This is a genomic window from Paraburkholderia bryophila (genome assembly GCF_013409255.1).
Taxonomy (GTDB): Bacteria; Pseudomonadota; Gammaproteobacteria; order Burkholderiales; family Burkholderiaceae; genus Paraburkholderia.
The window spans coordinates 1,644,604-1,656,983 of the sequence record NZ_JACCAS010000002.1; the positions used below are offsets into that span (position 1 = coordinate 1,644,604).

Consider the following 12,380-nt stretch of genomic DNA (forward strand, 5'->3'; position numbering starts at 1 on the left):
CGGCGGGGCCTATCGCACCGTCACGTCAGCACGCCCCACAGCACGAGCGTGAGCGCAAGGCCGACCACGGAGACGATCGTTTGCAAAACCGACCAGACGAGCACCGTCTGCTTCAATTGCAAGCCGAAATACTCGCGCACCATCCAGAACCCGGCGTCGTTCACGTGGCAGAAGAACACCGAGCCTGCACCGATAGCGAGCGCCATCAGCGAATTGTGCGTCGCGCTGAGACCCACGACGACCGGGGCGACGATCCCCGCGGTCGTCGTGGTGGCGACAGTCGCCGAACCCGTCGCTTGCCGCAACGCCACCGCGATAAGCCACGCCAGCAGAATCAGCGGCATGTGCGCGCCGACCGCGATCTTGCCGATCGTCGTGCTGATGCCGGCGACGACGAGCGCCTGCTTGAGTCCGCCGCCGGCGCCGATAGTCAGCAGCAGCGCGGCGATCGGCGGCAAGCTTTTGCGCAGAATGCCACCGACGCGGTCGCGCGCCATGCCACGCGACCAGCCCAATGCGACCACCGCGAACAGCACGGTGAGGCCGAGTGCAATCAACGGCTCACCCAGGAAATTCAGCGCGTCGAACAGGAACGTTTCGGGGTGAAGCAGAAGCTTCGCGACCGTGCGGCCCAACATCAATACGACGGGCAACAGAATCGTGATCAGCGAAATCGCGAAACCCGGTGGCTCGGCGGTGTCTTGTTGCGCGGTGAACAGCTTGCCCATTTCTTCGGGCTCGGCGACATGCATCCGCTTCGACAGCCAGATACCGTAGAGCGGACCGGCGAGAATCACTGCCGGAATCGCGACGATCAGGCCAAGGCCGAGCGTCAGACCGAGATCGGCATGCAGCGCGCTGACCGCGATCAACGGACCCGGGTGCGGCGGCAGTAGCGCATGCAGCGTGGTCATGCCGGCCAGCGCGGGAATCGCGATACGTAAGATGGGTTGTTGCGAGCGGCGCGCCATCACGAAGATGATCGGCACCATCATCACGAGGCCGACTTCGAAGAAGAGCGGCAAGCCGATGATCAGCGCGACGAGCGCCATCATCCACGGCAGCGTGCGCGGCGTCGAATGTTTGAGAATGGTCGAAACGAGCCGGTCGGCCGCGCCCGATTCGGCCATCAGCGCGCCGAGCATGGCCCCCAGCGCGATGATGATGCCGACGTCGCCGAGCAACGCACCCGCGCCTTTGCTGAAAGCACTGGCGACAGCCTCTAGCGGCAGTCCCGCGGCAAAACCTGCGGCGAACGTGCCGACCAGAATCGACAGGAACGGCGCGAGCTTCAGCACGCTGATGAAAATGATAATGAGTGCGAGTCCAAGCACGCACGAGAGAATCAGTTGGGTGTCGTGGGATGACCACGGCGCGAGTGTTGTCGTCAGATGCACGGTGTCCCTTTTAATCGATTGACGCATCCACGGCCGCCCGCGGATGACGGATTGTAGCGGGGCGCGACCGCTCGTCGCAGTGAGGGCGACCGATTGGTGAGCGGTGAGCTTCGCGGGCCGCAGGGATTTTTGTTTATTCGAATTTATCGGTTTGGACGGGACAGCGGACAAATTATTGCCGGCGTCGATTGGTTTGTGGTCGTTATTTTTTGTGGGCACTTTTTTATGTGCCGTCAGCGGCAGATCGCTTGGCGTGAGTTTGTTCGCGTGCGTTTCTTGCCGATGCGGACGCTTTGTTGGACGCTGCGTCTCAATCCGTTTTCGTCGGCGATGCGCCTCGCGCGAAGGAATTTCGTATCGGCTGTCTTCGTGAAGATCGTGACGATGGATGCGGCGTTGGTGACGAAGGGCCGAGCTTGTGGCCAAGACACACCGCTTGAGCGGCGTGCTTCGCTGGCGTGGCAGTTACGCAGGTTCGGTGATGCGCTTTCGTGGCTGGTCAGGCAAAGAGCGCCGCGATGTTTTCTGGCGGACGGCCGATCACCGCGCGGCCATCTCGCACGACAATCGGCCGTTGCAGCAGGATGGGATGCATGGCCATTGCTTCGTATAACTCGTCATCAGTTAGCGCGGCATCGGAGAGATGGAGTTCTTTGTATTCGACTTCCGTGTCTCGAATCATTTCGCGGACCGGGCAGCCTAGCTGGGTGTTCAACTGCTTGAGTTGCGCGACGGTGAGCGGCTGCTTCAGGTACTCGACAATTTCTGCTGGTTCGTTTGCGACCTTGTAGATGCTGGCGAGCAACTCGCATGCGGCGCGCGATTTTGAGCAGCGAGGGTTGTGGTAGATGGTGATCATGGTTGGGGGGTTTGTTGCGGTTGGTGTTCTGGTGGTGTGACGTTTTTTTGTGTTGGATTTTAGCGCGTTGATTGGTACAGGCGCGTCGGTGGGTGGGGCGGCGGTTGCGTCGGTAGTTTCTATTTGGGTATCGGCGCGGGCGGTCCGCACCAGGCAAAGGATGGCTTGTTTGGCGGTTAAGCAGACTCTGGGCGCGACCACTCGAGCTAGCTTTTCTTGTGCTTCTTCCACAATTTATTGGCCGAATTTCTTCTTCCGCACGACCTCTGTGTCCCAGCGGGATATGCGGACAAACTGCGTTTGGCGATCGACGTCAGGCAGGAGGCGCCAGGCCAGCCACCCGGTGAAATTCTGATCGACGGTGCCAGCTCGTTTGGCGCGTGCTTAGCTACCCTATCTGCAAAGGTACGTGCGGGTTGCTGTATTTCCCCGTACGTGGGGACTCGCAAAGAGAGCGGGGGACGATGAAGGTCTGGCACGCATCGTCGCCTCGCTTCGACAGCGCTGCTTTCGGTTTATGCGCATAAAGCCCCCGAAGATGGTCGGCCGCTGCTTCAAGCCGACACAAACACGCGTCACGTGTCGCATGCTCGGATAGGTCCCACCCGCCTGCCTTCGCCATACGGTCGCGTCCCGCGATACCGAATGCTCCCACTCCGGCTGCGAACTACGTCAGTTCGCGGAGGACTTTATGCGCATAAAGCGCGTGACCGTAGCGTCTGCCGGCTTTGTCTTCCCCGCTGACGCCCCAGTCACGCGTGACGACGCGGCGCCCTTTGATATCCGATCGCGCGACCGCCCTCGCTCATCTATGCGGCGGAGCTCAACGTCCCACGACGAAGGTCAGCGACTCCGACTCCCTCACATGCATCGACAGCCCCGATTTGCATTCAGTTGTACCTCTTCGCCGCATCGCTAATCACACCCGACCGACCGCCCGATCACAGCCTCACGATTGCCCTCTTACGGCCATCACGTCGCTTTATGCGCATAAACCTATCCCGAATGGCTAATGCGTCTATTGATTTACCAAAAACGATTGAATTACGAATTCATCCAGGTAAAATCCATTTGCGTCTAAAAAGAGGAGGTGAAGATTGGCAGCAGAAATCATCGCGGTAACTCAGCAGAAGGGTGGGGTCGGGAAGAGCACAATCGCGATGCACCTCGGCGCTGCGTTTCATGAGAAAGGCAAACGCGTCCTCGTTGTAGACGCAGATGGTCAAAACACACTCATCCACTGGGCCAGCGCATCATCGGACGGCGATAACGGAATCCCATTCCCGGTCGTCAACCTGTCCGAAGCCGGCAGCCAGATCCATCGCGAGATCAAGAAGTTCGTGTCCGACTACGACATCATCGTGGTCGACTGCCCGCCCTCCATCACAGAGAAAGTATCTGGCGTCGTGCTGCTGGCAGCGAGTGTCGCGGTAATTCCCACCTCGTCATCGCCGGCGGACTACTGGTCGAGCATCGGCTTGGTGAAACTCGTTCAGCAGGCTCAAGTCATGAATGAAGACCTGCGCGCCGTCTTTCTGCTCAACAAGACCGAAGAGAAACGGATGCTCACGCGCGAACTGAAGCGCGCGCTCGAAGAGCTCGGATTCCCGCTGCTGAAGACCCAGATCCCGACGCGTGAAGCCTACAAGCAGGCCATGGCGTTAGGACAGACAGTCCTTCAGATGAACGATCGTGGCGCCAAGCTTGCCGCCATCGAAGTACGGGCGTGCACCAACGAGATCGCCGCCCTGCTCCCGTGAAATTTATGCGCATAAAGGACCCTGAATGAAACCCTCCCAATTCGCCAAAGGCTTTCAAGCACGTCCTGATACGACCAGCAGCGAAAAGCGAACCGCGCTCGATCGTCTGAATGCCATCGACGGTCTGGTCAAGAATGGCCCGAAGGGCAGTGAAGTGCCGAGCCGTCCAATGTCATCCGTCATGCCGAAAAGCATCGCGGAAGTCGACACGGTCGACTCCGCCGACGAATCGGCGGCCTACCGCTCGTGGCGGCTCGAGCATGCTTATCGGCCGGGTCAGGTAATCGACCTCGCGCTCAAGACGATCAAACCAAGCCCGTTCAATCCGCGGCATTTCTATCTGAAGTCGTCGATTGCCGAGCTTGCCGTGAATCTGGCGAAGCAAGGCCAGCAGCAAGCGATTCACGTCATTCCCGATTACGACAATCCCGGCACCTACTACGTCAGCGACGGCGGCCGCCGTGTGCGCGCGCTGAAAGAAGCGAACAAGGAATCGGTGAAGGCGATCGTCATCGATCTGCCGATCGGCATTCAGAGCTACAAGCTCGGCTACGACCTCAACGTCCAACGCGATTCGCAAACGGTGTTCGACAACGCCGTCGTCTGGAAACGCTTTCTCGACGACCGGCATTTTCAAAGCCAGAAGGAGCTTGCCGAACATCTCGGTCTGGACGAATCGACCGTGGCAGTCGCTCTGTCGATCGCCAAGTTGCCGGAGGTCATCATGCATGAGATGGTCGCGCGTCCGGACCGCTTCGGCTCGAACATGGCGTATCAGGTCGGCCGTTACCATACGGCCCGCGGCGCCGATGCGACGCTGCGTCTGATCAACAAAATCCTCTCCGACGATCTGAGCACGCGACAAGTTGCAGATATCGTCAAAGGTCGAGCAAGCGCGCAGGAAAGCACCAAGCCAGCTGGCCGGCAGCGCTACGCGCAGCGCCTCGAAATCAAACTCGAAGGCGTCTCGGTCGGTGATCTCAAATCGTACGGGGATGATCGAATCGAACTGCGCCTGAAAGGGCTCACGCGTGAAAAGCGTGACGACATCCTTCGGCAGATTGAGAAGATGTTGAAGTAACGGATCTGGAAGTCACAGCGGGGAAGGGGACCAGAGGAAGCGCTAAGGCGCCAACTCTGGTTCTGGTCGACAGGCGGCAATCAGTTCCAGCCGCCGTCCCGCTCAATGATTACGCCGCGCGCGATTGGCTCAGCGTGAAGGCAAGCAGGTCACCGTCGGTAGGCTCACCCCAAGTCTTGCGAGCCAGCCAATCGAAGAATGCCGTCTCGACAATCTTCGAATCCAAGCCGCGACGGCGCCAGTCGTCGCGCATGTGAGTGCCCAGACCCGGCAATTCATCTTCTTCAAACGACTGCCGCGCGATCTCCCGTTCCGACTCACCTTGCTCGTTGTACAACTCGTACGCTTCCTTGCGACGATGTGCCGAATATTCGCCGAGCAGACGGGCCTTGAGATCGTCGGCCGGTGCCGCCACCGCCGCCTTACCACCGGAACCGGAGGGCAGCGCTTCGACCGGCGGCGCATAGCCTTTCTTCAACGCGTCCTTGAACAGCGCCGGTGCACTGCGCACGGCCGGCAACGACGTGCTGCGCATGCGTTGCTCCGTCATTTGCAGTGCGGCGCGAATCCGGTTTTCCTCGCTGTCGGCATACAGCGTCTGCGCTTCTTTCAGCGGAATGCCGATCTTCACCATCCGGTCGACCAGCGTGCTGTCAAACACGTTCGGATGTTCGTCGAGCGCGAGCATGGGCTGCTTGCGTTCGGTCACGCGGAACTGGATTTCCGCAACGCGCCGTCCTTCCCGGTGTTCGATTAATTCGACGAAGATATTCGTGACGGCGTTGACCTCGGCGATCGCCGGGCGCAAGTAATCGCGCTTGAAGTATTTGTACTCGCGCTTCGCCTCGTCACCCGCCTCCGTGTCCGGCGTACCGGACAGGATAGGGCGCCACCATTCCCAAGTCTCACGCATGGTGAGGTGACTCGGGTTGGTCAGATAGCGCACGCAAATTTCGTAGAGCGCCAACCCCGCGCTACTGCGCAACTGGCTCTGAAACTGCAAACTCAATCGGGCATATTGAACCGGATCGAGCAGCTTCTTCTTGATCTTCGGCGCGAATGAAAACTCAACCCAGACGCGACGCGTGGTCGGATCTTCGAGAATTTCCGCGTCGGCGATCAGCGTGGAGATACCCCACTTGCGCCCCGGCTTCTGGCTGGACGTACCCGTGCTCCATTCCACCTGCACCGACACCATGCGCCGCAGATGCTCTTTGACGAGTGCCGTGTCGTTGGAATCGAATGCCGAATTGGCGACGATGTCGGACAGCAAGGCCCGATACGTGTCGCCCGACTCGTCCGCTTGCTGAGCGACGGCGAGCAGCACGTTGAACAGCTTGCGGGTAAGGAGGGTGATTTTGCCGCTTTTAGGCTGAATCGCGATCGCCTCGACGGCTTTGCGCAATTCGGCCGAGCTCGGGCTGACTACATCGGTCTTCTTCGCGCGCTTCGTGGCCATGCGTCAGGTCGAGGAGGGATTTGGCGAGAGCATACCGACTGCGGTGATACGCGTCTATAGCGTGCGTCTCACCGTTCCGGGTGAAGTGAGTTTACGACGCGCGACTCACCTCGAGCGTCTCCCGAAAAGCCTCACCTCAGCCGTTCGGCGCCAGGTTGGGGCTGTCCTTGCAGGTCGCGGTCCTGGCAAATTCAGACCTTTTCCCTCATTGGCGAGAACAGTGGCGACTCGATCCCGAATCTCCTCACCTTAAAAAATTTCCGGAATTTTCACTGCTCGCACGGCGGACCGAGCCAGGCGCACTGATGCCGATCCACCTGGTGAAAGCACCTGCTCTCGATCGAGACCGCCCGCTTCGGCAGGGGAGGGCCGCCCGCTTACCCGAGCCCCATCAAAGGGGGACCCGGCGCCGCGATCAATGCGAAGGACACCCCGAATGCGGCGACGACAAGGTTATCCATGAGTCGAAACCCGCTGCGAGCCCCCAAACCACGCGCTCCAGAGCCCTCACACCCGCTGCAGTCAACGTGCGGGCGACCGCTCGCCGGTAACCGCGCAGCACGCTCAAATTGAGCCAGCGACGGAGCCATCGGTGAATCATCGCCGCGCAATTAGCCCGCGGCCCAATACGCCATCGCAGCAACACGGAGGTTCTCGTCACGCGACCCCGGTCGAAGACACCGCTGCGCAGCGGTCGTCAAATCGGCCACCGGCGCAATCTCTCACTCATGCGCGAGCGCCGAACCAACAAACGCCCCCGAAAAGTCTCACCTTAGTCACGCCACACCACTCGGAACGGCGCGGCCTCCAGCGTGGTGGAGCGTAAGAATCGCGAGAAAACTCTCCTGAAAACGCTCACCTTTGCGCCCCCACGACAACAAAATGCCCCTCAAAAAAAGCCTCCCGAAAAACCTCACCTTTGCAAAATGGCCACAAAATAATCTATCAATTCAATATGTTAGAAAATATAGCCGACAAGCTTCTTCCTCACGATCTCCCGTAAAACCTCACCTCAACCGTCTTTTGCATCGAAACCACGCGCTTCGAATCCCCACCACAAAGGTCCCGAAAAACCTCACCTTTAAAATTCAGCAGACGAAATAGACAGCGCCGTTCGTCTACGCGTGTAGGGCATTTCCGAGCCATTCAGGTCGTTTTGATCCTGTATTTCCTCACCGTAGCGATCCAAAACGGCTCAGAACGCTCCCGAAAAACCTCACCTTTGCCAAAAACCAGGCAATTTGAAGTCTTGCGGATCGCCCCGATTCGAGCCTCCCGAATTTCCTCACCTTTGCCACACTCGACACCGATCCCCCCGGTCGAGCTTGCCGCCGGAAAACAGCAGCAACGATCGCTAGGCTCCCGCAAACCCTCACCTTAAGCCTCGCAATGCACAAAAATTTGGCAAAAATGGCACCTCGGCCCCGTAAAACCTCACCTTCGGTTCGCATTTCCTCCCGTCTTGACTCACCGAAGGGGTTTACGACCCTTGAATACCGCCAAAAATCGGTCGGCAAGAGGGTCCTGAAAGCGCTCACCTTCAGACCGGCAGCCCTCAGAGGGCACGATCGAGCGCTGCCGGGCGATCCGAGACGAACAGGTCCCGCAAAACCTCACCTTTGAACAAACCCCACTTTTGGGGTGTCTCCCGAACCCGCTCACGTTCTGTCCCGGACCCGCTCACCAAGGTCCCCGAACTCCATCACCGAACCCTCCCGCAAGACCTCACCACCTCTCCCGCAAAGCTTCACCTTCGCGCTCTGAAACCCTTACCAGGTATAGGTTTGCAGTGGCGTTAACGTTTTTAACATGGGTTCAAAGGTGTTTACTTTTATTACTCTCTAGAATCTTCACCCCGTGCGCCCTTCGGACAAAGTCTCCCAACCACTTCGCCGTCATCACACGGTCGTGAAACAGTGCACGATCGCCGGGAGAACCGCAAAACATCTTTCTTTACAAGGACTTGTTGGCTATTCTTCGTTTTGTTTCACGGAAAAACCGACTGCATGACGATTCCGTGATGCACGACAAGCGTCAAAGCACACCAATTCGGCCAAGTCAGCTCAGCGGCCATAAATACGTAGCAAACGTTACGTAAATTGTTATGATTCATGCAATTCGAGCGACATCGAGGTATACGTGAATCTGGATCAGGTACGGCAAACCATTCGCGACGAGCTCGACTCAATGCGAACCAGCGGCGCTCGCCGGCAAGAGCTTTCGCTCCATGCCTGCAAGCGCTTGTTTTTTGATCTGGGTATTCGCCCGTCCATGGCCGCGGTTCGCGACCTGACGCAAACCGGCAGCGCAAGCGATATCCCGAAAGACATCGACCACTTCTGGGAACGGATCCGAAACGTGTCGCGTGTCAAAGTGGGCGCAGGCGCCATTCCGAAAGCGCTGGAAGATCGCGCCGGTGAACTGCTAGGCGCTCTTTTTGAAGAAGCAGTTGCCCACGCCAGAACGGCGTTAGACGACGAACGCGCCGAAATTCGTACCCAGATCGCGGATGCCGACCAGCGTGCTCGAGACGCGGAGATTCGGCTGGATGCCTCCGAAGACGCGATCAAGCGCAGTGAACTGCGAGCTGAAGCCGCATGGGAAAAGGTTCGCGAACTGGAAACCCAGTTATCCAGTGCGACTACGCACGGCAACGTTCACCAGGAAGGCCTGCAGGCAACGGCTCGACGGCTCGAACAAGAAAATGAGACGCTTCGTCAGCGGCTCGACAATGAATGTGCGACCAACGCGGCGCTTCGCGACCGGATCGACGCCTTGCACGTCGAATTACGGCAAAGCACCGAGCACTATGCGCAACAGATCAAAGACGCTATCGCCGAAGCCGAGCGACGCGTGAAGCCGATGCTGGTCGAGCTGGACTCTCTTCGCACCATGGCGTCGACCTATCAGTCAGGCGTACGCGACGCCAGTCGCAAGGAATTCGAGTTTATTCAGCAAATCGCCGCGGCCAAGGCGCGCGGCGATCGGCTCGATGCGCAACTGCGCGAGCAATCGGACGACGTCGATACGTTGACAAAAGAAGTCGCCGTGCTGCGCGGCCAGCAAGGAATCGATCCGGCAATCGCCGGTCTGCTGTGTTCGCTGGTCGAAGCCGGGCGGCTTAGCAGCGAAGAGTTGCGGACGATCGGCACTGCCGCGGACGGTCACGTCGCAGTGCCTTTACGATGCCCAAAATGTGAGGAAGGTGAGCCGGAGCTGTCCCAGGTCGATCACCGCTTCGAACTGCAATGTCCGGAATGCGACCACTCGTCCGGCCTCGGCGAATCAAGGCTGGAGGCAGTTAGCCGGTTTTTGTCGAGTGACCCGATCACCGCCTCGGCGTGAGCGTCCAACGTCCTGCAATAACGGATAAACGGCGAAAGGTGAGGAAATTCGGGACCTGAGAGGTGAGGATTTTCAGGGCTCATTTCCTCCCCTTCTCCTCGTTACACGCCCGTCACGTCTAGGTTCAGGCAAAGATTGCGCTGCGGGATCCGGTGCGTCGACGGCGGCTGAATCCTGCTGATCCGCCCACGTTTGCCATGCCCGATACAAACGGTTCGCCGACACGGCTTGCACGAAGCCGAGCCATTGGCCGACCAGTTCTGCCTCCACCCCGCTCTCAAACAGATCCGCCGCAAACGTGTTTCGCAAGGTTTGCGGACTGGCTCGTGAAGCACGCGACGCGGCGATGCCCGCTGCGTCGATCAATGCGTCGACCGCGCGCAGCATGGTGGCCTTGTGCATCGGCCGCCCGGAAGGCGACGCGGGAAAAACCAGATTGCCGGCCAATTCCGACAGACGCCGCTCGGCGAGCCATGCGTCGAGGATGGCTGTGGCGAAGGGTGCAAGCCGGGTGCGCCGCATCAACATGGGGTTGGCCGATTCGATCGTGACCCAGGGCGACCCCACATTCACGCAACTAACCGAAAGCGCACCCGCTTCGCCGGTCTTCAACCCACCGCCGAGAAACACGGCGATCAACGCGCGATCGCGCCGTTCTCTCCAGCGCTGCGCCGCGGACAAATCCGGCAACGGTGAAAACAGGTGGGCAATCAGCGCGGTACGTTCAGCGTGGTTGAGAAACCCTGTGGGTTCGTTGTCGCGTGCGTTTCGCCAAGCCGCCTCGCCGTCCTGAGCGATGAAACGTGCGGGGTTAGTCGACGCGGATTCGATTTCGCGCACATGATCCAGCACCCGCTCGATCAAGCGCAAATACCGGATACGCTGCGGTTTGCGAATCTCAAGCCCACCAACAAATTCAGCGATGGTGTGCGTATCGACCGTAACGAGACTCTTCTGGCGTGCGGCCAGCCATTCGAGAAAGAGTCCCCATTGCGCCTGGTAGACTTCAGCGGACGAGCGTCGGAAATGTTGATTGGCGAGCCATGCGTCGAACGCGATTTGCGGATCGCGGCGCCAGTCTTCGCGCTGCTGATCGAATAGATCGGTGGATGGCGCAGGCCGTGGAACTGGGTCGGACAGATGGGGAGGTGACATGAGCTATCTTTCCGTTAGTTGCACACATTGTAGGTGGCAACCGGCGAAAAATCAGCCCCGAATCAGTCGCCCCAAGCTCGCGCGCGTTTCAGCGGAGCGTCTTGCGCAGCAGGTTGCGCAGCAGGTTGCGCAGCGCGACGAGCGGCTTCCTCATAGGCGCAGACGGCGAACGCGAACACCGCGGGCAACGCGGTGGACGTACCGAAGTCCACGCCTTCGTCAGTTTCGGGATAAGGCAGATCGGACGGGCGCTGAAACAGCCCGAGCATGATCGCGTCATGTCGGCTCGCAAACCCTAGGTCGGCCAGCGCCTCCGCCTCGATGGCATGCAGCAGCCGCCACGTGAGCGGCACCTCTTGCACGATGTAGCGCGCGGCGATATTGCGCACGATGCGTTCGAGATCGCGCGCCGCGGTTTGATAGCGCAGCGCGGCCAGAGCGTGGTCGGCATGGTCGGTTGTCAGGTCGTTCATTGTCGGCTCCAGTCGATAGCCAATACTGTACAAACATACAGTGTTTGGCGCAACCTCATCCGACGAACGGTTCATCCCGCTACGCGCGACTAACGGTGAGCTTGCGCGTCAGCCGTGAATCACCACCAGCAGGGCTTTCGCCTCACCCTTGCCGGCGTTGCGGATGGCGTGCGGTTCGTCGGCGACATAACGCGCGGTGTCCGCGGTCTTGAGCCGTTTCGTCGTGCCGGCGGCCTCGATTTCTATCGATCCGTGCAGCACGGTGAGGTGTTCGCGCGTGCCGGGTTCGTGCGCATTCGACACCAACGCCCCGCCCGCTTGCAGCGTCAACTCGTACCACTCGAACTTGCCGGCCAGCTCGATCGGCCCCCACACCCGCAACTGATACTTGGCTTCGTGCCCGCTCAACGTGGGAATGTCGTGCGGACCGGAGACGGCAATCGCCTCCGGCGCCTTTTGCGGCGCGAACAGCGAATCGAGACTGACACCGAGCGCATTGGTCAGCCGCCACGCGACCGCAATCGTCGGATTCGCCTTGTCGCGCTCGATCTCAGATAGCATCGATTTCGACACGCCGGCCGCGCGCGACAGATCGTCGAGCGTCATGCGCCGTTCGGCGCGCAAACGCTGAATGTGTTCGCCGACACGCGGCGGCGCCGCGATCGCGGCCACTGGCCCCGCGCCCGCAGCACCTGCAGCAGGCGCCGCAGCGGCTGCTGCGCGGCGAATACCCGAACTTGCCATTTCCTGACCCATCGTTTAGAGTTGTTCGATATATCGGATTTTAGTTCGGAAAAACGAAAATATCCGCTAAAACTGACAGCCGACTATAACAGGCCGCCTCGTGGTCG

The 12,380-nt window shown here is 59.6% G+C and carries 9 protein-coding genes; 3 read left to right on the forward strand and 6 right to left on the reverse strand.

The features are described from left to right. Positions 1 to 20: 20 nt before the first annotated feature. Positions 21 to 1,397, reverse strand: coding sequence for a GntT/GntP/DsdX family permease (locus GGD40_RS28550; RefSeq protein ID WP_179747084.1), 1,377 nt, complete (start codon positions 1,395 to 1,397; stop codon positions 21 to 23). Positions 1,398 to 1,896: 499 nt separating this feature from the next. Continuing rightward, complete coding sequence (arsC, locus tag GGD40_RS28555) at positions 1,897 to 2,256, reverse strand: arsenate reductase (glutaredoxin) (protein WP_179745913.1); 360 nt, start codon at positions 2,254 to 2,256, stop codon at positions 1,897 to 1,899. Between the two features lie 1,097 nt (positions 2,257 to 3,353). Here arsC and parA point away from each other — a divergent pair. Both parA and GGD40_RS28565 read left to right on the forward strand, forming a co-directional pair. Continuing rightward, positions 3,354 to 4,016: a ParA family partition ATPase gene (gene parA, locus GGD40_RS28560; RefSeq protein ID WP_179745914.1), complete on the forward strand. Its 663-nt coding sequence runs from the start codon at positions 3,354 to 3,356 to the stop codon at positions 4,014 to 4,016. 25 nt (positions 4,017 to 4,041) lie between these two features. Further along, entirely contained in the window at positions 4,042 to 5,097 is a 1,056-nt protein-coding gene (locus GGD40_RS28565; RefSeq protein WP_179745915.1) for a ParB/RepB/Spo0J family partition protein, read from the forward strand. A gap of 109 nt (positions 5,098 to 5,206) precedes the next feature. On the opposite strand, the gene GGD40_RS28570 is transcribed toward GGD40_RS28565, so the two are convergent. Continuing rightward, entirely contained in the window at positions 5,207 to 6,556 is a 1,350-nt protein-coding gene (locus tag GGD40_RS28570) for a replication initiation protein (protein WP_179745916.1), read from the reverse strand. Between the two features lie 2,139 nt (positions 6,557 to 8,695). On the opposite strand from GGD40_RS28570, the gene GGD40_RS28575 reads away from it, so the two are divergent. Further along, the gene (locus GGD40_RS28575) at positions 8,696 to 9,901 is read left to right on the forward strand and encodes a DNA-binding protein (RefSeq protein WP_179745917.1); all 1,206 of its coding nucleotides are present in this window, start codon (positions 8,696 to 8,698) and stop codon (positions 9,899 to 9,901) included. 72 nt (positions 9,902 to 9,973) lie between these two features. On the opposite strand, the gene GGD40_RS28580 is transcribed toward GGD40_RS28575, so the two are convergent. The 3 genes from GGD40_RS28580 to GGD40_RS28590 all read right to left on the reverse strand — a co-directional run bounded on the left by GGD40_RS28580 (position 9,974) and on the right by GGD40_RS28590 (position 12,285). Beyond that, positions 9,974 to 11,056: a tyrosine-type recombinase/integrase gene (locus GGD40_RS28580; protein WP_179745918.1), complete on the reverse strand. Its 1,083-nt coding sequence runs from the start codon at positions 11,054 to 11,056 to the stop codon at positions 9,974 to 9,976. A gap of 62 nt (positions 11,057 to 11,118) precedes the next feature. Then, the gene (locus GGD40_RS28585) at positions 11,119 to 11,529 is read right to left on the reverse strand and encodes a DUF2471 family protein (protein WP_179745919.1); all 411 of its coding nucleotides are present in this window, start codon (positions 11,527 to 11,529) and stop codon (positions 11,119 to 11,121) included. A 108-nt stretch (positions 11,530 to 11,637) separates the two neighbouring features. After that, on the reverse strand, positions 11,638 to 12,285 hold the full coding sequence (locus tag GGD40_RS28590; RefSeq protein WP_179745920.1) for a helix-turn-helix domain-containing protein: 648 nt from the start codon (positions 12,283 to 12,285) through the stop codon (positions 11,638 to 11,640). Positions 12,286 to 12,380 lie beyond the last annotated feature (95 nt).